Below are 20,127 nucleotides of genomic sequence, written 5' to 3'. Positions count from 1 at the left end.
CCGGCACGGCCGGGCGGCATCGCCGACGGGCTCACGGCCGCTCAGCGGCTGCCGCATCCGTTCAAGACGAAGGAAACCCCATGCTGCCTTTCCCGCACCGACCCGCGATTCGCCGATCCGGAACCCGATACCCGTGGTATGGCCTCGCGCTGCTGCTGTTGCTCGCCAGCGGCGCTGCCCAGGCCGTTCCCGCGTTTGCGCGCCAGACCGGTTACGTCTGCGCGGTCTGCCACTCCAGTGCGTACGGCGGCGGCGACAACGGACCGGCGCTGACGCCGGCCGGCATGCGCTTCAAGCTCGGTGGCTATACCGAGGCGAACATCAGCGGCGCCCTGCCGCTGGCCGCGCAGGTCACGCTGGCGCACACCAACCCGCTGCGCGGCGACAGCCAGACCCGGCTGAGCGAGGCGGACCTCTACCTGGCCGGACGACTCACCGACCACGTGGGCGGCTTCGTCAAGATCGAGGCCGACAACGTCGGCGACGGCAAATACAACACCCGGCTGCGCAACCTCGACCTGCGCTTCGTCGCCAGGACGCTCAAGTTCATCGGCAAGGACCTGACCCTCGGCGTGAGCGTCAACAACAGTCCCGGCTTCAACGACCCGCTGGCCGTCCTTCCTGCGGCATCGAACCTGGGCCCGCCGGGCGTCACCGGCACCTTGCTCAACCTTTCCAGCCCCGCGGCACCGGCCAACCGCGTCATCGGCGCCACGGTCTACGCACTGTTCGACTCGAACTGGTACGGCGAGGTCGGCACGTACAACTCGATGCAGCCCTCGGTGCAGGATCGCCTGGGCTATTCGACCGGCGGCGATCCGGGCAAGTTGAGCGACACGGGATACTTCCGCTTCGCCTACATGAAGGAGTTCAAGACCCAGTTCGTCTCGGCCGGCGTAGTGGGTCTGTCGACCAGACGCCAGCGGCCGCGGCAAGGGCTGGCCGACGACGTGACCGACCTGGGTTACGACCTGAGCTACCAGTACCTGGGCAACCGGCAGAACATCCTGCAGCTCAGCTACGTGAACATCTTCGAGAAGCGCGATTACGGCAGTACGCCGCCCAGTCCCGTCGTGCCGGGTCTGCTCGCCTTGCCGCAGGGCTCCGCCCGCGACCAGATCGCAACCGCCATCTACACCTTCAGGCAAAGCTACGGCATCGCCGTGTCCCACATGGTGAGCACCGGCTCGCGCGACCCCGCCCGCTATGTGCCCTACGGCAGCCCCGACAGCACCAGCAACCTGGTCAGCGTGTTCTGGGTGCCATTCGGCAAGGAGTCCTTCAGCTCGCTGGCCAACTTCAGGATCTACGCCACCTGGTTCCGTTTCAGCCGGTTCAACGGGGCCCGCACGAACGTCTTCGGCGCGCCGCCCGGGGCACCGAAGACCGGTGCGGCGGACCTCGGCGCGTTCACGATTTCCGCGAGCGCGGCATTCTGAAGACGTGCACGGACGCCGGCACGCGGGGCCCGCGCTGCCGGGCGGGCGGGCCTTCAGGACCGACTCCGCCGACGGGCCCTCTCTTCACCGTGCGGATCGGCTATAACGGGCGCGCGCCTTTCGTGGCGCGAGCAGGCCATGCAAGGCAGCCATGCCCGGTCAGTCGAACAATGAAGCGATGTGGCCCGATGGCCTCCCGGCCAGGTTTTCCGACGCTGCGCATCGTCGCTGCGCACGTCCACCGCACGGCAGCGATGCACCTGGACACCAGATAGATCCCATGGCCGCAGGTTGCCCACGACACGCAAGCATCGCGTTGCACCGATGCCGCACCGGGTTCGGCCGCCGCGGCGGGCACCTCGCCCGCACCGGGCTGGCCTGGCTTGCGCTGGCGGTGGCCGCCTGCCATCCCGCGCTGCTGCACGCCCAGTCGGCGCCAGGGGCCACCGGCACGGTCGCGCTCAGCTCGCAGCTGGTCGACCGTGGGCTGGCGATCACGCCGGCCACGCCCGTCGTCCAGGCGGCCGCCTCGTGGACCTCGTCGACCGGCTGGTCGGTGGGCCTGTCCGGGAGTGCCGAAGCCCGTTCGCCGGGGCGCATCGCCCAGACCCTGCTCCAGGGAGCGCGCCACTGGTCGCTCTCCGCCGACTGGCAGGTGCAGGCCGGTCTGCTCTACTACCGCTACGCCGGGAGCACCCGCTCGTCCGTCCATGACCGCGGCGAAGTCGGGGTCCACTGGCTGTACCGGGACACCCTGGCGTTTGGCCTGTCGGCCAGCCGCTTCATCGGCCCCGGCGACCGGCGGACGCGTGTTGCCGCCGACCTCGATTTCCATTGGCCGTTGACGGAGCATGCCTTCCTCTCCGCGGGCGCCGGTGTCGCCCACGTCCCGCCGGCGCGCTACCGCCGTCATGGGCATTACCGGAGCTACGATCGCGACGGCTTCTACCGCTATGGCCAGATCGGCCTGATGTGGGTCAACGGGCCATGGCGGCTGGAGCTCGATCGTGTCGTGACCGACCTGGGATCGTGGCAATCGACCGGATACGTGAAAGCGCAGCCCTGGATGGCCACGATCTCGCGATCGTTCTGATGCACCGGCAACCTTTTGCGGCCGAAACGGCACGCATGCACCGACCGACCGCGTTCCGACCACCTCCGGCGAAGCCATGAACGATGCTGATACCGACGCTGATGCCACCGACCGCATGCTGCTCCAGCGCATGTCGACGGGCGACCGCGCCGCACTGGCGGTGCTGTATCGCGGCTACCACGGCAGGTTGTGCCGCTTCCTGTCCCGCCTGACCCGGCGTCCCGACATCATCGAAGAGGTCATCAACGACTGCTTCTGGATCGCCTGGCAGAAAGCAGGCAACTTCCACGGCGATTCGCGCGTTTCGACCTGGATCATGGGCATCGCCTACCGCTGCGGGTTGAAGGCACTGCGCCAGCATGGCGACGAACCCGTCGCCGAGGATGCCGTGCCGGAAAGCCGCGTTCCGGCCCACAACCCGGATGAGGACCGCGAATTGCGCGACTGGCTGGGCAAGGGCCTCGTCCACCTCTCGGTGGATCAGCGAGTGGTGATCGAGCTGGTCTACGGCGTGGGACACTCGCTGGATGACGTTGCCGCGATCATGCAATGTCCGGTCGGCACGGTGAAGGCGCGGCTGTTCCATGCGCGCGTGAAGCTGCGCAACGTCCTTCCCTCTCTGGCTGGAGACTCGCCGATGCGCGAGGAGAACGTGCCATGACATTCCAGACGAATCCCGATCGGGACTGCGCCCAGGCCTGGGAAGCCATGCCCTGGGTGCTGCAGGGCAGTGCCCCGCGCGAGCAGGGCCAGGCGCTGATGAGCCACCTCGTGCACTGCGAGGAGTGTCGCGCCGAGTTTGCGCGGCAGAGCCGGCTGCAGCTGGCGATGTCGCTGCCCTCCGATGTGCCTCTCGACGCCAACGTGGGGCTGAAACACTTGCTGGGCCGCCTCGATGCGCCGGCGCCGCAGGAAGCCCCCGGCCGTTCGCGGACGGCCGGCTGGCTGACTCGCGCCCTGGTCGCCGCGGTGCTGGTCCAGGCGCTCGGCATCGGCGTGCTGGGCATGAAGCTGTGGTCGGAAGGCAGCCTCCCACGCTATCGCACCCTCAGCGAAACGGCCCAACCCGCCCCCACGGGTTCGATCCGCGTCGTGCCCGACGCCAGCATGAAACTGGCCGACTGGGACGCACTGCTGCACGCCATCGGCTTGCAAGTGGTGGGTGGCCCCAACGACGTCGGTGCCTACACGGTCGTGCCGCAGGACTCCACCTCGACCGAGCAACACGTGCTGCAGCAACTGCGCGCCGCCCACGGCATCCGCCTGGCCGAGCCCGTCACCAGCACGCCATGAAGGTCGGCATCCTCGCCCTCGCCGCCGCGATGGCGCTGAGTGCCTGCGCACACTTGCGGCCCGCGCCAGCCGGCGACGACCCGGTTCGCGCCGGGCGCCCAGCCGTCGCCGGCGTGTCTTCCATGGACAGCCGGCGCGATATCGTGCTGGCCGTCGCCAACCCGCTGGTGCCCCCCGCCACGCATGCCGGTTCCAGTGTGCTCGGTTATGTCTCGTCGGGAAATTACGGCATCGGCCAGCGGGCGGCGTCGACACTCGCCGCGCTGAAGAAAACCTACGGATGGCAGGAGGTGGCCGGCTGGCCGGTCAAGGCGCTGGACCTGTACTGCATCGTGCTGACGCCGCCGGCCGGCATGCCCCGCGACGCCCTGCTCAAGGCCCTGGCCGCCGACGCCCGGGTGCGGCTTGTCGAGCCGCTGCAGGACTATTCCGTCTACGCCAACCCGCCGCCGCGGGATGCGCCGCGCTACAACGATCCCTATGCCGGCCTGCAGCGCGGCTTTGTCGAAACCGATGCCGCGCTCGCGCACAACCTCAGCCAGGGCGCCGGGGTCGAGGTCGCGATCGTCGACACGGGTGCCGACCTGGCGCATCCCGACCTGCACGGACGCATCCGCGACACGCGCAACCTGGTCGACGCGAACCGCACGGCGTTCGACCGCGACAACCACGGTACCGAAGTGGCCGGCATCATCGCCGCCGACGCCAACAACCGGCAGGGCATCGTGGGGATCGCACCCAAGGCCTTCCTCAGTGTCTACAAGGCGTGCTGGTATCCGCCGGCGTCCCACGCCGGCGCACGCTGCAACACCTTCACCCTGGCCAAGGCACTGGCCGCGATCATCGACACCGATACGCGCATCATCAACCTGAGCCTGGGTGGCCCGGCCGACCCGCTGCTCAATGAACTGCTTGCACGGCTGCTGGAGCAGGGCCGCATCGTGATCGCGGCGATGCCGCCGGACGGAAACGTCGGCGGCTTTCCCGACAGCGCGCCGGGCGTCATCGTCGTGCGCACCAGCAATGCGTCGCGGGCGCCACCCGGCGTGCTGAGCGCCCCGGGCAACGACATCCTCACCACCCAGCCGGACGGCGGCTACGACTTCACCTCCGGGTCGTCCATGGCCGCCGCGCACGTGAGCGGCATCGCCGCCTTGCTGCTGTCGATGGCGCCCGGACTGGACGCGCGTTCGGTGCATGACCTGCTGCTGCAGAGCAGCCGGGTTTCCGACGGCACGCTGCAGGTGAATGCCGCGTCGGCCGTCGCGCGCCTGCGCAGCGAGGAAAAAGGCGGGCCCTGACGAGAACAGCCCGCCGGAGGGCGGGCTGTCGGGGGCAACCGCCTCGGCGGGCGTTCGCTAGAACGGAATCTCGTCGTCCGTGAAGCCGTTGTCGGCCGGGGCCGGCGAGGACGGGCGCGAGGAGCCGCGATCGTCGTTGCCGCGGGACTGGCCGCCGTAGTTGCCGCCGCCCTGGCGCTGGCCGCCCTGCGGACGTTCGCGCTGGTAGCCGCCGCCACCGCCGCCGCCCTCATTGCTGCCGAGCATCTGCATCTCGTTGGCGATGATGTCGGTGAAATACTTTTCCACGCCATCCTTGCCGGTGAACTTGTCGGTGCGGATGGAGCCTTCAATATAGACTTGGCGGCCCTTTTTCAGGTACTCGCCGGCGATCTCGCCGAGGCGGCCGAAGATCTTGATGCGGTGCCACTCGGTGCGTTCCTGCTTTTCGCCGCTCTGCTTGTCGGTCCACGACTCGGAGGTGGCCAGGCTGAAGCTGCATACGGTAGTGCCGCTGCCGGTGCTGCGTACCTCGGGGTCCGAGCCCAGGTTGCCGATCAGGATGACTTTGTTGACGCCACGTGCCATAGGAGTGTCCTCGTTGAGCCGGCGGCAAGTCTGCGATGGGTTGCAGCCGGAGTGGTGAACCTGGCTGGCTATCATAACTGCGGGAAGGGCCGAGCGCAGACCGCGAAATAGCTTAACGGCGAGTCGGCTCCGTCCGCTGTCCGCGTAGGCGCCAAGCGCCGGGCAGCTCAGTCCGCCGGGAAACGGTAGCCCACGCCCGGCTCGGTCTTGAGCCAGCGCGGCGCGGCCGGGTCGTCGCCCAGCTTCTGCCGCAGCTTGCCGAGCACAATTCGCAGGTAGTGGGTGTCCTGCACATGGGTCGGTCCCCAGAGCTCACGCAGCAGTTGCTGCTGGGTCACCACCCGCCCGACATGGCGCAGCAGCAGTTCGAGCACGGCGTACTCCTTGCGCGTCAGTGCCAGCGGCACGCCATCCAGGCTCACTTCGCGGCGGGCCAGGTCGATGCCGAGGCGGCCGTCGTCGTAGCGCGGCGGCATGCCCGGATCGCCGGGCCGGTTGCGCAGCAGGGCGCGCAAGCGCGCCATCAGCTCCTGGATGCCGAACGGCTTGGTCACGTAGTCGTTGGCGCCCTGGTCGAGCGCGCGCACTTTCTCGCGCTCGGCGTCGCGCACGGACAACATCAGCACCGGAAGCTGGCTCCAGCGGCGCAACTCCACCAGCACGGCGTGGCCATCCATATCGGGCAAGCCGATGTCCAGGACGACCAGATCCGGCGATTGCGTCGCGAACAGCGCCAATCCTTCGGCACCCGTGGCCGCCAGCAGCACGTCGTAGCCTTCGGCGCGCAGGCCGATGTCGAGGAAGCGGCGGATCTGTGCCTCGTCGTCGACCACCAGGATGCGTGGAGCAGCTGAAGTCATGCGAAGGACGTCATTCGTCACCAGCAGGGGGTGGCGGCAGGGGCAGACTGATGCGGATGGTGGTGCCGATGCCGTCACCGGGCAAGGCCTCCACGCTGCCGCCATGGGCCCCGATCATGCCGCGGCAGATGGCCAGGCCCATCCCGCTGCCCTGCGGCGCGCAGTCGCCGCGCGACACCGAGTAGAACATGTCGAAGATGCGCGCCCTCTCGTCTTCCGGGATACCCGGGCCGCGGTCGGCGACATCGATCAGCAGGCGATCGCCGCTGCTGCGCACGTCCACGCGCACCGCTTTGCCCGGCGGCGAGAAGCGCGCAGCATTTTCCAGGACGTTGAACAACGCCTGCTCGATCAGCGCCGGATGCACATGCAGCAGCACTGTCTCAGCCGGCAGGTGCGTCTCCACGCGCAACTCGGGGAACAGCTTGCGCAACCGGGTCACGGCGGCCGCGACGATCTCGGCGCTGTCGTTCCAGTCGCGCTTGAGCTTGAGCGTGCCGTGGCCGAGGCGGGTCATGTCGAGCAGGTTCTGGATGTAGCGATCGAGCCGCTGGCCCTCGCCGAGGATCGCCTGCAGCAGGTCGCGGCGCTCGGCCGGCGGCAGCTTGTCGCCATAGCTGGACAGGGTGCCTGCCGCGCCGATCATCGAGGCCAGCGGCGAACGCAGGTCGTGCGAGACGGACGACAGCAGCGCGCTGCGCAACCGCTCAGTCTCGCCTTGCACGCGTGCGCCTTCCAGCTCATCGGACAGCCGCGCACGCTCCAGCGCCTGGCCGATGTCCTGGGCCATCGCCAGCGCCAGGCTGCGGCGATCCGGATCGGGCTCTCGCTCGCCCTCGCCGAAGCGCAGCGCAGCCACCCCCAGTGGGTGATCCTCCGCGCCCAGCGGCAGCAGCCAGCAAGCCGCGCCGTTGAGCGTGCCGGTGTAGCGCCCCGCCGACTCGGCGTGCCGTTCGCACCAGTCCGCAGCGGCCAGGTCCTGCACGGAAAGCCCGAACGGCTGCGGCGCTGTGGCGGCGACCTGCAACTGTCCCGCCGGGTCGCGTGCCAGGATCGCGGCCTGCACCTCCAACGCGCGCGCCAGCGCTCGCGCGCCGGCATCGCGGATGCCGTCCGCATCGGTGCTGGTGGCCAGCCGCTGGCCCAGATCCAGCAGCACCCGGCCGCGCGCCTGCGCCGCGCGCAGCGAGACCACCTGACTGGCAAGCCGCGTGGCCAGCCGGCTGCATACCAGCGCCACCAGGAAGAACAGGCACACAGCCAGCACGTCGTCGGCATTGGCGATTGCCAGCGTATACAGCGGCGGCGCGAAGAAGAAGTTGTAGCCGAGGAAACAGAGCGTGGCGGCGAACACCGCCACCGCCATGCGCGTGCGCGCCGCCACCACCAGCACGGCGGTGAGGAAGATCAGCGACAGGTTGGCCACCGACAGGTAGTGCCGGGCCAGCGCCGCCAGACCCAGCGCCGAAAGCGTGGCCAGCGCCGCGAACAGGTATTCGCCGCGCGCCTGCGGCGTACGGCGCAGGCGCACGCCACGGCGCGCGCGGCTACGCTCGGCCGGAGTGGCGATGATCGCCAGCTCCAGGTGCGCGCCACGACGCAACAGCTGCTGGGTCAAGGAACGGCCGAAAATGCGTGCCACCCATCGTTCGCGGGTACGGCCGAGAATGAGCTGGCCCACGCCGTCGCGGTCGGCCAGCGCCAGCAACTCGTCGGCTACGTTGTGGCCACGCAGCAGCACCGCCTCGCCGCCCAGTCGCCGCGCCAGCCGCATCGCCGCCTCCACGCGCTCGGCACGCGCGGGGTCGACGCTGCCGGTATCCACGAAGGCCGCGGCCCATCGGGCGCCGCGCCGCTCGGCGATGCGCCGCGCCACCCGCACCAGGTACTCGCTTTGCGCCTGCCCGTCGATCGCCGCCAGCACACGGCGACGCACCGGCATTGCGCTGCCGCGCGCCAGCATCGACTCGCGCAAGTCGTTCTCGACATGGCTGGCGATGGTTTCCAGCGCCAGCTCGCGCAGGGCTGCCAGGTTGGTCGGCGAGAAGAACGCGTCCAACGCCGCCGCCGCGGTTTCGGGCACGTAGACCTTGCCCTGTTTCAGCCTGCCGATCAGTTCGCGCGGCGGCACCACGATGCACGGCAGCCCCACCGCCATGATCACCGAAGCCAGATCCGAGGGCGTCGCCCAGGTGCGGTCCGGGTGGTGCTCCCGCACGAGCAGGTCGTGCCAGCACGCGATCCGCGCCATCGCATCGACCAGGTTGCCCTGCCCCACCACCCAGGCAGCATGCTTGATGCCCATGCGATTGGCCCAGCTGACGAAGGGGAGCTCGGCGGCCAGCGCGCTGGCCTCGAGAGCGCGGGCGGTCTCCAGCACCGCCTCGACGAGTTCCGGCGAGCCGAAACTGGGCGACGCGTAGAGCGGCGACGGATAGACGTACGCACCGGTGACCGAAGCCTGCATCAGCGCCGCCAGGCGCGTGCCGTACTGTGCGCCGCGTGACCAGCTCTCGAAGTCGATGGTGTTGACGAGGATGTCGTACATGGCTGCCCCCAGGGCGTGGCGCTACCCCGGTGGGGCCGCGTCGCCAAGACACTAGGCGATCGGCAAACACGGCATGTGATGCAGGTCAACTGGACGGCGAGTGCGCCCGTCCCTGCGCCGGAGTGATCCAGGTCAAAACCGCGCCCACGGGGTGCGGCACGCTGCACCCGTACGAATCCGGTTTGACAGAAGGGCGCTCCCGTGCGTGACATCCTGGCCCACAGCCCAGATTATTTTTCCTGGCACGGCAACGTTCGCTATGCCGCGCAGCTGGCGGCTGCGATCCAGGCATCGCTGACGGGCCTGTTTGTCACGCCGCCCGGCACGCCCATTCCCGCCCCTCCGCGGCTGGCCGCGGAAATGGCCGCCTACGTGCACGACGAACTGCAGCAGGCGGTGCTGGCCGGCCGCGACTTCGCGGCATGGGCGGCACGGTGGGGGGTGGCGGACGCCCGCTGGCAAGTTGCCTTGGGACCGGCATCCGATGCCCTGGCCATGGCCGGCAACTGGCACGACCTGATCGTGTTGCAGGGCAATGCCTCGTCCGGCGACCCGCAGGAACGCGTGATCTGCGACGTCCTGCTCTCCGGCACCCCTTGCATCGTGGTGCCGCACGCCAACGTCGCCCAGGGCCTCCCGGTACATGTCATGGTGGCCTGGGACGGCTCCCCCACATCCAGCCGCGCACTGCACGCCGCGCTGCCCTTGCTGCAATCGGCGCAGGTGGTGTCCTTGTCGCAACCCGCCGCGGGGTCGACGCAGGCGCAGCACACCGACGCGCTCTCGCACCTGTGCGCGCGCGGCGTGCGCGTGGGTACCGTGGAAACCATCGACGGCACCGACGAGATGGCCGGCGAACAGTTGCTCGCTTATGCCAACGCTACCCGGGCGGACCTGATCGTGATGGGCGCGCGCGGATGCCGGCGGCTGGGACAACGAAGCCTGGGCACGTCCACGAGCATCGTGCTGACCCAGGCCCATCTGCCGGTATTCCTGAAGAACTGAGCAAGAAAAGGGGGCGCCGACGCGCCCCCCCCTTGGGGTCGAAGCTTATGGGGTCGAAGCTTATGGGGTCGAAGCCTGTGGGGTCGAAGCCTAGACGATGCGGACCCGGTTCTCCACCGTGCGCACGCCAGGCGCCGACCAGGCCGCCCGTTCGACGGCCTGGCGTTCCTCCCAGTCGTCCACGCGGCCCTCGATGGCCACGGCACCGTCGGCATTGACGTCCACCTTGATCCGCCCGGCCTCCACTTCCGCATGTCGCTTGAGCGCGTCGACGATGTTCTTGCGCACGTCGCCCGCCTGCACGCGCGGAACAACCATGATGTTGTTGGAGACACCCGTCACGCCGGAAAGCTTGCGCACGTCAGCCTCGGCCGCTTGCCGCTGGTAATTCCAGGGCACCTCGCCGCTCAGGGTCACCCAGCCAGCGGAGACCTTGATGTGGATGCGGTCGGAAAGCGTCAAGTCATCCCAGGCCAGGATGTCGAGGGCACGCTTGGCGATGTCGTCGTCGCTGAGTTTCTTGTCGCCCGGAAGTTCGACATGGATGTTCTGGGCGATCGCCTTGACTCCGTTGACGCGCCAGGCCGCGCGTTCGGCGGCGATCTTCTGGGTGTAGCTCGAAACATGCCCGGTCAACGTCACTACGCCGTCCTTGGCCATGACCGCAATGTTCGACGCATCGACGCTCGGCTCGAAGTCCAGTTCTTCAAGCACGCTGTCCCTCAGGCTCAGGTCGTTCATGGCACACCTCGTTGTCTGTGGCGGGAATGCCATTGAGCCACCACGGGGCAAGTGCCACTTGAGCAGGATCAAGTCTTTCGCACGTGGGGCCATCGCCATCAACAAGGGTCCGGTCGGCCAAGCTCCGGATGCCAAAAGGTCCGGTCATCCCCGGGCCGCCGTGCGCAGCGGGCGACGCCTCAGGCCAGCGTCGTGCCCGCCACCTGCGGGTCGCCCGGATCACCGGCGCCCGGCAGCCGTTCGACGCCGTAGCCGGCGGCGTCCCATGCCTCCAGTCCGCCGAGCAGCGGCCGCACCCGGCGGTAACCCTGGGCGATCAGTACCTTTGCCGCGCGCGCGGCGGATACCTCGTTCGGGCAGTTGCAGTAGAGCACCAGCTCGCGGTCGAGCGGGATGTCGTGGACGGTGCGATCGATGCCTTGCGCATCGACCAGCAGCGCGCCGGGCACGACGCGGGTGTCGAGCTGGCGCGAGGCCTCGGGCCGCACGTCGACCACCACCGGGGCGCGCTCGGTACGCATCGCCTGGTGCAACTCGTCGACCGTGATGCGCGCCATCCGCAATGTGTGCAGCAGCCGGCGCCGTTGCCACCAGCGCGCCAGCACGTACAGGACCAGCAGCGCCAGCAGCAGCTGGATCGCCAGCGTGCCGGCGCTGGCGACAGCGGACAGCACGCGGTCGACGCTCGCGGCAAAGGTGTAGCCCAGCCCGGTCCACAGCGCGGCCCACAGCAGCGACCCCAGCCCGTCGAACAGCACGAACAGAGGCCAGCGCAGCCTCATCGCGCCCACCAGCGACGACCCCACGGTCGACAGCCCCGGCACGAACTTGGCGACCAGCAACACCTGCCCGCGCCAGCGCTGGAAACGCAGTTCCGAGCGTTGCACGCAGGAGTCCGGCGATAGCGAGATGCGGCACAGCAGGCGCATCACCCCGGCACCGTAGCGCCGGCCGGCGACGTACCAGAACGAATCGCCGAGCAGACAGCCCGCCACCACCGCGGCCATCGTGCCGGCCAGCGCCAGCGGCCCGCCGGCGGCCGCCAGCGAACCGGCCACCACCAGCGTGGGCACGGCCGGCAGCGGCGCGCCCAACTGGGTCACCAGCACGTTGAGGAACACCAGCAGCACGCCGTACTGCGCCATCAGCGCGATGATTTCGTGAGCCATCGGAGCAGTACTCGATGCAGCGAAGCCGCCGAGACTCCATCATTGGTCCGCCGATCGGCCAATGCAAACCCTGGCGCAGGCCCATCGCGCACCGCGGGCACGGCCCGCCGGCCCTTCGCGGTCCCGACAAACGGCGGGCAGTGCCCGCCCTATGCCGGCTGGGCTTCGCCGGCGGCCTGGCGACCGATCCGGCGCGAGCCGACGATCACCAGCGGCAACCACAACAGGGTGAACGCCGCGGCACACGCAAACACGCCGTCCGGGCCAAGTCGCCCCAGTGCAATGCCGCCGAGCGCGCCGCCGACGAAGGCGCCGATGAACTGGCTGGTCGAATACGCGCCCATCGCCGCGCCGCGCAGATGCCCCGGCGCCAGCCGCGAGACCAGGCTGGGCAGCGCGGCCTCCAGCAGGTTGAAGGCGGAGAAGAACACCGCCGCAGCCACGCCGAACGCGGCCAGGTGGCTGCCGGACAGCGCAAAGCCGAGCAGCGCCAGCCCGATCGCCACCACGCAGACCGTCACGATGCGCAGGCTCTGCGCCACCTCGCGCATGTGGTGCAGGCTCGCGCCCATCACGAACGCGGCGACCGTCATCACCGGCAGGTACAGCTCCCAGTGCCGGTTCACCGGCAGGTGCAAGGTGTTCGCCAGCAGCAGCGGCAGGCCGACGAAGCTGGCGGTGAGCAGCGCGTGCAGGAAGAACACCGAGCCGTTCAACACCAGCATGCGGCCGTCGCGCAGCATGGCCAGCACGGCCCCGAAACCCGCCGCCGCCGGCGCCTGGGCGCGCGCCGGCGTGGGCACGATCAGCCACAACAGCGCCAGCGAAACCAGCGCCAGGATCGAGGTGGCGGCGAACAGCCCGGGCAAGCCGGCGACCGCCTCCAGCGGCGGCCCCAGGATCAACGCCAGCAGGAACGCCAGCCCGATCGACACGCCGATGATGCCCATCGCCTTGCCGCGGTTTTCCTCCGCGGTGAGATCCGCCGCCAGCGCGATGCCGGCGCCGGCCACGGCGCCCATGCCCTGCACCGCGCGGCCAGCCACGATGCCGGCCAGCGTATGCGACATGGCCGCGATCAGTCCGCCGATGGCGAACAGGATCAAGCCGATGGTGATCGCCGGCTTGCGCCCGATCCGGTCCGACAGCAGCCCCAGCGGAATCTGCAGCAGCACCTGGCCGATGCCGTAGACGCCCAGCGCCAGCCCGATCATGAAGCCGGTCGCGTCGGGCATCGCTTTCGCGTACAGCGAAAACACCGGCATGATCAGGAACAGCCCGAACAGGCGCAGGCTGATCACGCAGGCCAGCGTCAACGCACTGCGTCGTTCGAGGCTGGAGAGTTTGCTCACCGGGAAAGAGGTATCGGGACGGGCATGGCCCGCATTATAGGGGCGAGTCCCGCGCCGCCGTTTGCGGCGACATGTCGCGGCGCAAGTTCCTGCAGACCCTATAATCGCGCCTTACGCCGCTGCGATGCACCCATGAATTCGATGCCTGCCGACGCCAACCGCCCCGCCGACTTCGCCCAGGTGCGCGACCTCGCCGCCGCCGACATGCAGCGCGTCGACGCACTGATCCGCCGCCGGCTGTCGTCCGACGTGGTGCTGATCAACCAGATCGCCGACCACATCATCGCCTCCGGCGGCAAGCGGCTGCGCCCGATGCTGCACGTGCTGGCCGCCGGTGCCGCCGGCTACCGCGGCGAGCACCACATCAAGCTCGCCGCGATCATCGAGTTCATCCACACCTCCACCCTGCTGCACGACGACGTGGTCGACGAGTCCGACCTGCGCCGCGGGCGCAAGACCGCCAACGCGCTGTGGGGCAACGCCGCCAGCGTGCTGGTCGGCGACTTCCTCTACTCGCGCTCGTTCCAGCTGATGGTGGAACTGGACGACATGCGCATCATGCGCATACTGGCCGACACCACCAACACCATCGCCGAGGGCGAGGTGCTGCAACTGCTCAACATCGGCAACGCCGACGTCAGCGAAGCGGCCTATCTCGCCGTGATCGAACGCAAGACCGCCGTGCTGTTCGCCGCCGCCACCGAACTGGGCGGCATCCTCGGCGGCCTGCCCGAGGACCAGGTGGCCGCGCTGCGCCACTACGGCATGGAGCTGGGCTACGCGTTCCAGATCGCCGACGACCTGCTCGACTACACCAGCGACGCCGGCACCCTGGGCAAGAACATCGGCGACGACCTCGCCGAGGGCAAGCCGACTTTGCCGCTGATCTATGCGCTGGAAAAGGCGAGCCCGGAACAGGCGCAGTCGCTGCGCCACGCGATCGAACACGGCGGACTCGACTCGCTGGAACGCATCATCGCCTCGATCCGCGACTCCGGCGCCCTGGAACGCACCCGCGACCGCGCCCTGCGCCACGCCCGCGCTGCGCGCGAGGCCCTCGCCACCCTGCCGCCTTCGGCGCATCGCGACGCACTGGCCACGCTGGCCGATTACTCGGTGCAGCGCACGTTCTGAACGTTTTGCCCTTGGTGCGAACGTGACCGTCCGCGCGTATGTGCAGGAGCGGGCGAGCAAAAGCCCAAGCTCAAAAGGGAGCAGAGGTCGAGATCAACCGCTCCCTCATTGAATCAACCACGGAAACCCACCGTTCAGCCCCCGGCGCTGGCAGTCGGGCCGTCGATCGGCCAGACTTCGGTGCATGTTCCGTCTGCGTCCAACCCGCTGGCTGTGGAGCCTCGCGGCAATGCTGTTGCCGCTGGCAGCGGCGCATGCGGCCGAGAACACCTGGCGCTACGACACCGTGCACAGCCAGATCGTCTTCAGCATCAGCCACAACGGCTACTCGCGGCCGTTCGGGCGGCTGCACATCGCGCGTGGCTGGTTGCGCTTCGACCCCGATGACTGGAGCACGGCGGCGACCGAACTGGACATCGACCTGGCCAGCCTGGACATGGGCGACGCCGACTGGAACAAGGCCGTATGCAAGCCGGCGCTGCTCGACTGCGCGACGCATCGCTACGCGCACTTCCGCAGCACCGGCGTGACGGGCAAGGACGAGCACCACGGCGTGCTGCACGGCGAGCTGACCCTGCGCGGTGTCACCCGCCCGGTGGACCTGGCCTTCACTTTCAACCGCGCCGCCCGGACCATCTACGAACTGCATGAGGTAGCCGGTTTCTCGGCCACGGCCAGCCTGGATCGCAACGACTTCGGCATCAGCGCCAACCCCAACTCCATCGGCGCCCACGCAAGCGTTTGGCTGGAGCTGGAAGCCACCCGCGAGCAACCGTCGACAAAGGATCAGCCATGAGCCTGCGCAACAACGATCGCCAATGGGGCGCGGTCAGCAAGTTCTTCCACTGGATCATCGCGCTGGCGATCATCGGCAACGGCATCTTCGGCCTGATGATGGACCTGGCCGGCTCGCCGATGCGCAAGCTCAACTGGCTGGCGCTGCACAAGTCGATCGGACTCACCGTGCTGGCGCTGGCGCTGTTGCGCATCGTGTGGCGCGCGTTCGATCGCCGCCCGCCGGACGCACCGATGCCACGCTGGCAGGCGCTGGCGGCGCACGCGATGCATGCCGTGCTGTACGTGGTGATCCTGGCAATCCCGCTCAGCGGCTGGTGGTTCAACTCGGTTACCGGCAAGCCGCTGCAATGGTTCAAGCAGTTCAACCTGCCGGCGCTGGCGGAGAAGAACGACGCGCTGCGCCACTTCGCGCACGGTGTGCACGAGTACCTGTTCTGGTTTCTCGTCCTGCTGCTGCTGGCCCACGTCGGCGGCGCGCTGAAGCATCATGTGCTCGACCAGGACAACGTGCTGCGCCGGATGCTTCCGTTCGGCCGACTGCGCGCGAACCCGCCCGAAGGAGACCGCCGATGAAACGCCTCGCCACTCTTCTGCTTGCCCTCGCCCTGCCCGGCCTGGCCGCCGCGGCGGACTACACCGTGCAGCCGGCGTCGAGCACGCTCGGCTTCAACAGCACCTTCCAGGGCGAAACGTTCCAGGGCCATTTCGGCCAGTGGAGCGCCGCGATCAGCTACGACCCGGCCAACCTGGCCGCATCGAAATTCGACGTGACCGTGCACACGGCCAGCGTGCAGACCGGCGACAGCGACCGCGATTCGGCGCTGCCCGGCGAGGCGTTTTTCGACGCGGCGAAGTATCCCGATGCCCATTTCGTCACCACCGGCTTCCGCAAGAGCGGCAACCAGGTAGTCGCCGACGGCACGCTCACCCTGCGCGGCGTGAGCAAGCCGGTGAGCCTGCAGGTGAACTTCGCCCCGCAAGGGAGCGGCGCCACGCTGGACGTGAGCGGCACGGTGCAGCGGCTTGATTTCGGCGTGGGCTCGGGCGAGTACGCCGACACCTCGGTGATCGGTGCCGAGGTGAAGATCACCGCGCACCTGCAGTTGGCCGCGAAGTAGACCCCTCGATGAGCGACGCGTCCTGGTGGCGGCGCCTGCGCAGCCGGCTCCGGCACGAACCGGCGCGCGGGACCGCACCCACCGCGCGCGTCGATGACGGTTCCAGCCGCGTCGCCGACAGCCTGCGCAGCCTGCTCGACGACCCGGCGATCCCGCCTTCGGTACGCAGCGAGCTGGCCGGCGAATTCCGCCGCATCGAAAGCATGCTGGCCCGGCTCGAACGCGGCGAGCTGCACGTGGCGGTGTTCGGTCGCGTCTCCGCCGGCAAGTCGGCGCTGGGCAACGCCCTGCTCGGGCGCGAGGCGTTCCGCGTCGGCGTCCTGCACGGCACCACCACGGACGCCGAACACGCCGTGCTCGACGAGGCGCAGCACGACGGCCTGGTGCTGATCGACACGCCCGGCATCAACGAGCTCGACGGCGAGGCGCGCGAGAAGCTGGCGTTCGACGTCGCCGAGGTCAGCGACCTGGTGATCTTCGTCTGCGACGGCGACCTCACCCGCGAGGAACTCGACGCGCTGAAGACGCTGGCCGCCACCCAGCGTCCGCTGCTGCTGGCGCTGAACAAGGCCGATCGCTACGGCGCCGACGAACGCGACGGCCTGCTCGACCACCTGCGCCAGCGCACCGCCGGCCTCGTCCGCACCGAGGACGTGCTGGCCGTCGCCGCGCACCCGACCCCGCAGCGTGTGGTGGAAGTCGACGCGCGCGACGAGGAGCACGTCCACGAACAACCCCGGGTGGCGGATGTCGCGGTGCTGCGCGAACGCCTGCTGGCGATCGCCGCACGCGAAGGCAAGGCGCTCTCGGCGATCAATGCCGGCCTCTACGCCGGCCGCCTCACTGACCAGGTCAGCGCGCGCATCGCGCAGACCCGCAAGGCCGTGGCGGCGAAACTGATCCACAACTACTGCATCGCCAAGGGCGTCGCCGTGGCGCTCAACCCGATCCCGGTGGCCGACCTGCTCGCCGCCGCCGGGCTGGACGCGGCGATGGTGGTGCAGCTCTCGCGCATCTACGGCCTGCCGCTGACCCGCGCCGAGTCCGGCCGGCTGGTGGCGGTGATCTCGGCGCAGCTGGCCGCACTGATGGGCGCGATCTGGGGCATGCAGCTGGTCGCTTCCGCACTGAAGGGCATCAGTGCCGGCCTCTCCGTGGTGGTCACCGCCGCCGCGCAGGGGGCGCTGGGCTGGTATGCCACCGTGCTGATCGGCCGCGCCGCCGAACGCTACCTGGTCGGCGGCAAGTCCTGGGGCGAAGCCGGCGCCAAGCGCGCCGTCGCCGATGTCGTCGCCAGCCTGGATCGCGATTCGATCCTGCGCGAGGCGCGCGAGGAAATCCTCAAGCGGTTGAAGTCGCGCCGCGCCTGATCGCTTTTGCCGGACGGGTACCCACCCCCGCAGGAGCCCGCTCGCGGGCGATGCTCCTCCGATTCCCGACTCCGAGCAAAGGCATCGCCCGCGAGCGGGCTCCTACGGGAGCTTTGCGAGAAATTGCCGCACCGCCGCGGCGTCGAACGGCCAATCCAGCTCGCGCCCGTCGCGTGCATCGCGCAATACCGGCACGCGGGTGCCGTAGCGCTGCTCGAGCTCAGGCGAATCGTCCACCCACTCGCTGTCGAAATCCGGCGCGCGCGCCTCGGCCATCACGGCGAGGGCCTTGTCGCACAGGTGGCAGTAATCGCGCTGGTAGAGGATGAGGTCGGACATGCTGCTGCGAATGGATCGGGGCGCCGCGTAGAATAGCTGGTTCAATCCTTCACCTCGCAGCGCATCCATGGCCGTCAGCGTATTCGACCTGTTCAAGATCGGCATCGGTCCGTCCTCCTCGCACACGGTCGGCCCGATGCGCGCCGCCGCGCGCTTTGCCGAACGCTGGCTGGAGGAAAAGGGCGTGCTCGACCGCGTCGCCCGCGTGCGCGCCGAGCTGTACGGCTCGCTGGCGATGACCGGCCGCGGCCACGGCACCGACAAGGCGGTGCTGCTGGGCCTGGAAGGCCAGCACCCGGACACCGTCGATCCCGACCGGATCCCCGCCACGCTCGAACGCATCCGCGGCACCGGCCGCATCCTTCTGCTCGGCAAGCGCGAGATCGCGTTCGACGAAAAGGCCGACCTGGTCTTCAACAAGCGCCAGAAGCTGCCGTTCCACACCAACGGCATGCGTTTCTCCGCGTACGACGCCGACGGCAACGAGCTGGCCAGCCGCGACTACTACTCGGTCGGCGGCGGCTTCGTGGTCAACACCGACGAGGCGGCGGAGGATCGCATCGTCGCCGACACCACCGAGCAACCTTATGCCTTCACCACCGGCGACCAGATGCTGGCGCTCTGCAAGCAGCACGGGCTGACCATCGCGCAGTTGATGATGGCGAACGAAAGCGTGTGGCGCCCCGAGGCGGAAACCCGCGCCGGCCTGCTGACCATCTGGAAGGCCATGCAGGACTGCGTCACCCGCGGCCTGCGCTCGCCCGGCACCCTGCCCGGTGGCCTGAAGGTAGCGCGCCGCGCTCCGGCGATGCTCGAGGATCTGCGCAACCAGCCCGAGGCCGCGCTGAAGGACCCGCTGACCATCCTCGACTGGGTGAACCTCTATGCGCTGGCGGTGAACGAGGAAAACGCCGCCGGCGGCCGCGTGGTCACCGCGCCCACCAACGGCGCCGCCGGCATCGTGCCCGCGGTCGGCCACTACTACCTGCGCTTCTGCCCGAAGGCGGACGACGAAGGCATCATCGAATACCTGCTCACCGCCGCCGCCATCGGCATCCTGTACAAGGAGAACGCCTCGATCTCCGGCGCCGAAGTCGGCTGCCAGGGCGAAGTCGGCGTAGCCTGCTCGATGGCCGCCGGCGGCCTCACCGCCGCGCTCGGCGGCAACGTGATGCAGGTCGAGAACGCCGCCGAAATCGGCATGGAACACAACCTCGGCCTCACCTGCGACCCGATCAGCGGCCTGGTGCAGATCCCCTGCATCGAACGCAACGCCATGGGCTCAGTCAAGGCCATCAACGCCAGCCGCATGGCCCTTAAAAGCGACGGCAAGCACCGCGTCTCGCTGGACAAGGTGATCAAGACCATGCGCGATACGGGGCGCGACATGAAGGACAAGTACAAGGAAACCTCGCGCGGCGGCCTCGCAGTCAACGTCATCGAATGCTGAGCCGCCCCCTGTAGGAGCCCGCTCGCGGGCGATGCTCCCCACTAGGCAGACACGTAAGGCCGGTTTCGTAGCGCAGGCAGTGCCTGCCCTACAGCGCGACCTTGCCTGGCTTCAGCGCGTCTTGCCCGACGTACCCTTTGCCAGCTCCGCAATCAGGTCGCGGACGAGCTTTCGCTTGTCTTCGGAAAGCAGCAGATAGTCTTCGAACGCCAGCCGGTCATGACCACGCACGTGGTCGGGCCAGGCGATGTTCACGTCCTGCACGCCCTTGGGTCGAATCTTTCGATACTCCAGTTCGTGCGGCTCGACGCCAACGATCTTGGCCAGCGCCTCCAGATGGGCCGGACGCGGACGATGCTTGCCGTTGAGCCATCCCGACACGGCCTGCGAGGACACTTCCTCGCCCTGCAGTTCCAGCAGCCGAGCGAGTTCCGACGCGCTCGCCTCGATCCTCTCGCGCTTCAAGGCAGCCCGGAGACGGTCGGCGAAAGCTTTCTTGTCGATCTTCATGGCTTGCGACCATAGGTGCCGCTCCGCCATGCAACTGAAA

20 protein-coding genes are annotated in these 20,127 nt (G+C 69.0%); 12 read left to right on the top strand and 8 right to left on the bottom strand.

The window, feature by feature from the left end; all coding sequences use genetic code 11:
- Nucleotides 1-80 precede the first annotated feature (80 nt).
- The 5 genes from ACVCMB_RS16010 (at nt 81) to ACVCMB_RS15990 (ending at nt 5,126) form a co-directional block, all read left to right on the top strand.
- Nucleotides 81-1,439: a cytochrome C gene (locus tag ACVCMB_RS16010; RefSeq protein ID WP_447105674.1), complete on the top strand. Its 1,359-nt coding sequence runs from the start codon at nt 81-83 to the stop codon at nt 1,437-1,439.
- 316 nt (nt 1,440-1,755) lie between these two features.
- Nucleotides 1,756-2,532, top strand: coding sequence for a hypothetical protein (locus ACVCMB_RS16005; RefSeq protein ID WP_447105673.1), 777 nt, complete (start codon nt 1,756-1,758; stop codon nt 2,530-2,532).
- 76 nt (nt 2,533-2,608) lie between these two features.
- A complete protein-coding gene (locus tag ACVCMB_RS16000; protein WP_395116689.1) occupies nt 2,609-3,193 on the top strand; it encodes an RNA polymerase sigma factor in 585 nt (194 codons plus the stop codon).
- A complete protein-coding gene (locus ACVCMB_RS15995) occupies nt 3,190-3,825 on the top strand; it encodes a zf-HC2 domain-containing protein (protein ID WP_395116687.1) in 636 nt (211 codons plus the stop codon). Before ACVCMB_RS16000 ends, ACVCMB_RS15995 begins: the two co-directional genes overlap by 4 nt.
- Nucleotides 3,822-5,126, top strand: a complete 1,305-nt coding sequence (locus tag ACVCMB_RS15990) for a S8 family serine peptidase (RefSeq protein WP_395116685.1) — start codon at nt 3,822-3,824, stop codon at nt 5,124-5,126. Before ACVCMB_RS15995 ends, ACVCMB_RS15990 begins: the two co-directional genes overlap by 4 nt.
- 57 nt (nt 5,127-5,183) lie before the next feature.
- On the opposite strand, the gene ssb is transcribed toward ACVCMB_RS15990, so the two are convergent.
- From ssb to ACVCMB_RS15975, 3 genes are all read right to left on the bottom strand, one after another.
- Nucleotides 5,184-5,693 carry a single-stranded DNA-binding protein gene (gene ssb / locus ACVCMB_RS15985; RefSeq protein WP_447100862.1) on the bottom strand — a complete coding sequence of 170 codons (510 nt, stop codon included), beginning with the start codon at nt 5,691-5,693 and terminating at the stop codon, nt 5,184-5,186.
- Nucleotides 5,694-5,860: 167 nt separating this feature from the next.
- Entirely contained in the window at nt 5,861-6,553 is a 693-nt protein-coding gene (locus ACVCMB_RS15980) for a response regulator (RefSeq protein ID WP_447105672.1), read from the bottom strand.
- A 10-nt stretch (nt 6,554-6,563) separates the two neighbouring features.
- Nucleotides 6,564-9,101: an ATP-binding protein gene (locus ACVCMB_RS15975; RefSeq protein WP_447105671.1), complete on the bottom strand. Its 2,538-nt coding sequence runs from the start codon at nt 9,099-9,101 to the stop codon at nt 6,564-6,566.
- Nucleotides 9,102-9,302: 201 nt separating this feature from the next.
- Here ACVCMB_RS15975 and ACVCMB_RS15970 point away from each other — a divergent pair, with 201 nt between their 5' ends.
- The gene (locus ACVCMB_RS15970; RefSeq protein ID WP_395116658.1) at nt 9,303-10,106 is read left to right on the top strand and encodes a universal stress protein; all 804 of its coding nucleotides are present in this window, start codon (nt 9,303-9,305) and stop codon (nt 10,104-10,106) included.
- 90 nt (nt 10,107-10,196) lie between these two features.
- Here ACVCMB_RS15970 and ACVCMB_RS15965 read toward each other — a convergent pair whose 3' ends face one another.
- The 3 genes from ACVCMB_RS15965 to ACVCMB_RS15955 form a co-directional block, all read right to left on the bottom strand.
- Nucleotides 10,197-10,847, bottom strand: coding sequence for a BON domain-containing protein (locus tag ACVCMB_RS15965; RefSeq protein WP_395116656.1), 651 nt, complete (start codon nt 10,845-10,847; stop codon nt 10,197-10,199).
- Between the two features lie 179 nt (nt 10,848-11,026).
- The gene (locus ACVCMB_RS15960; RefSeq protein ID WP_395116654.1) at nt 11,027-12,016 is read right to left on the bottom strand and encodes a DedA family protein/thiosulfate sulfurtransferase GlpE; all 990 of its coding nucleotides are present in this window, start codon (nt 12,014-12,016) and stop codon (nt 11,027-11,029) included.
- A 149-nt stretch (nt 12,017-12,165) separates the two neighbouring features.
- Nucleotides 12,166-13,368: an MFS transporter gene (locus tag ACVCMB_RS15955; RefSeq protein ID WP_447105670.1), complete on the bottom strand. Its 1,203-nt coding sequence runs from the start codon at nt 13,366-13,368 to the stop codon at nt 12,166-12,168.
- A gap of 132 nt (nt 13,369-13,500) precedes the next feature.
- Here ACVCMB_RS15955 and ACVCMB_RS15950 point away from each other — a divergent pair, with 132 nt between their 5' ends.
- From ACVCMB_RS15950 to ACVCMB_RS15930, 5 genes are all read left to right on the top strand, one after another.
- Entirely contained in the window at nt 13,501-14,502 is a 1,002-nt protein-coding gene (locus ACVCMB_RS15950) for a polyprenyl synthetase family protein (protein ID WP_447105669.1), read from the top strand.
- A 184-nt stretch (nt 14,503-14,686) separates the two neighbouring features.
- A complete protein-coding gene (locus tag ACVCMB_RS15945; RefSeq protein ID WP_447105668.1) occupies nt 14,687-15,298 on the top strand; it encodes a YceI family protein in 612 nt (203 codons plus the stop codon).
- A complete protein-coding gene (locus ACVCMB_RS15940) occupies nt 15,295-15,873 on the top strand; it encodes a cytochrome b (RefSeq protein ID WP_447105667.1) in 579 nt (192 codons plus the stop codon). Before ACVCMB_RS15945 ends, ACVCMB_RS15940 begins: the two co-directional genes overlap by 4 nt.
- Complete coding sequence (locus ACVCMB_RS15935) at nt 15,870-16,418, top strand: YceI family protein (RefSeq protein ID WP_447105666.1); 549 nt, start codon at nt 15,870-15,872, stop codon at nt 16,416-16,418. The genes ACVCMB_RS15940 and ACVCMB_RS15935 overlap by 4 nt, the downstream gene beginning before the upstream one ends.
- Nucleotides 16,419-16,426: 8 nt before the next feature.
- On the top strand, nt 16,427-17,788 hold the full coding sequence (locus ACVCMB_RS15930) for a DUF697 domain-containing protein (protein ID WP_447105665.1): 1,362 nt from the start codon (nt 16,427-16,429) through the stop codon (nt 17,786-17,788).
- A 102-nt stretch (nt 17,789-17,890) separates the two neighbouring features.
- Here the strand turns inward: ACVCMB_RS15930 and ACVCMB_RS15925 are convergent, their stop codons facing one another.
- Nucleotides 17,891-18,127 carry a glutaredoxin family protein gene (locus tag ACVCMB_RS15925; protein WP_447105664.1) on the bottom strand — a complete coding sequence of 79 codons (237 nt, stop codon included), beginning with the start codon at nt 18,125-18,127 and terminating at the stop codon, nt 17,891-17,893.
- Nucleotides 18,128-18,194: 67 nt separating this feature from the next.
- Here ACVCMB_RS15925 and ACVCMB_RS15920 point away from each other — a divergent pair, with 67 nt between their 5' ends.
- Complete coding sequence (locus ACVCMB_RS15920; protein WP_447105663.1) at nt 18,195-19,577, top strand: L-serine ammonia-lyase; 1,383 nt, start codon at nt 18,195-18,197, stop codon at nt 19,575-19,577.
- A gap of 111 nt (nt 19,578-19,688) precedes the next feature.
- Here ACVCMB_RS15920 and ACVCMB_RS15915 read toward each other — a convergent pair whose 3' ends face one another.
- Nucleotides 19,689-20,087 (bottom strand): helix-turn-helix domain-containing protein, encoded by a 399-nt coding sequence (locus ACVCMB_RS15915; RefSeq protein ID WP_395116634.1) that lies wholly within the window; start codon nt 20,085-20,087, stop codon nt 19,689-19,691.
- Nucleotides 20,088-20,127: the final 40 nt, after the last annotated feature.

The sequence above is a fragment of the Rhodanobacter sp. UC4443_H10 genome (genome assembly GCF_052978325.1).
This window is presented reverse-complemented; position numbering and strand designations above follow the sequence as displayed.

Excerpts from the sequence above, each read along its gene's own strand:
- ACVCMB_RS16010 (WP_447105674.1), top strand. The coding sequence starts at position 81 with ATGCTGCCTTTCCCGCACCGACCCGCGATTCGCCGATCCGGAACCCGA.
- ACVCMB_RS16000 (WP_395116689.1), top strand. The coding sequence starts at position 2,609 with ATGAACGATGCTGATACCGACGCTGATGCCACCGACCGCATGCTGCTC.
- ACVCMB_RS15995 (WP_395116687.1), top strand. The coding sequence starts at position 3,190 with ATGACATTCCAGACGAATCCCGATCGGGACTGCGCCCAGGCCTGGGAA.
- ACVCMB_RS15990 (WP_395116685.1), top strand. The coding sequence starts at position 3,822 with ATGAAGGTCGGCATCCTCGCCCTCGCCGCCGCGATGGCGCTGAGTGCC.
- ssb (WP_447100862.1), bottom strand. The coding sequence starts at position 5,693 with ATGGCACGTGGCGTCAACAAAGTCATCCTGATCGGCAACCTGGGCTCG.
- ACVCMB_RS15980 (WP_447105672.1), bottom strand. The coding sequence starts at position 6,553 with ATGACTTCAGCTGCTCCACGCATCCTGGTGGTCGACGACGAGGCACAG.
- ACVCMB_RS15975 (WP_447105671.1), bottom strand. The coding sequence starts at position 9,101 with ATGTACGACATCCTCGTCAACACCATCGACTTCGAGAGCTGGTCACGC.
- ACVCMB_RS15965 (WP_395116656.1), bottom strand. The coding sequence starts at position 10,847 with ATGAACGACCTGAGCCTGAGGGACAGCGTGCTTGAAGAACTGGACTTC.
- ACVCMB_RS15960 (WP_395116654.1), bottom strand. The coding sequence starts at position 12,016 with ATGGCTCACGAAATCATCGCGCTGATGGCGCAGTACGGCGTGCTGCTG.
- ACVCMB_RS15950 (WP_447105669.1), top strand. The coding sequence starts at position 13,501 with ATGAATTCGATGCCTGCCGACGCCAACCGCCCCGCCGACTTCGCCCAG.
- ACVCMB_RS15945 (WP_447105668.1), top strand. The coding sequence starts at position 14,687 with ATGTTCCGTCTGCGTCCAACCCGCTGGCTGTGGAGCCTCGCGGCAATG.
- ACVCMB_RS15940 (WP_447105667.1), top strand. The coding sequence starts at position 15,295 with ATGAGCCTGCGCAACAACGATCGCCAATGGGGCGCGGTCAGCAAGTTC.
- ACVCMB_RS15935 (WP_447105666.1), top strand. The coding sequence starts at position 15,870 with ATGAAACGCCTCGCCACTCTTCTGCTTGCCCTCGCCCTGCCCGGCCTG.
- ACVCMB_RS15930 (WP_447105665.1), top strand. The coding sequence starts at position 16,427 with ATGAGCGACGCGTCCTGGTGGCGGCGCCTGCGCAGCCGGCTCCGGCAC.
- ACVCMB_RS15925 (WP_447105664.1), bottom strand. The coding sequence starts at position 18,127 with ATGTCCGACCTCATCCTCTACCAGCGCGATTACTGCCACCTGTGCGAC.
- ACVCMB_RS15920 (WP_447105663.1), top strand. The coding sequence starts at position 18,195 with ATGGCCGTCAGCGTATTCGACCTGTTCAAGATCGGCATCGGTCCGTCC.
- ACVCMB_RS15915 (WP_395116634.1), bottom strand. The coding sequence starts at position 20,087 with ATGAAGATCGACAAGAAAGCTTTCGCCGACCGTCTCCGGGCTGCCTTG.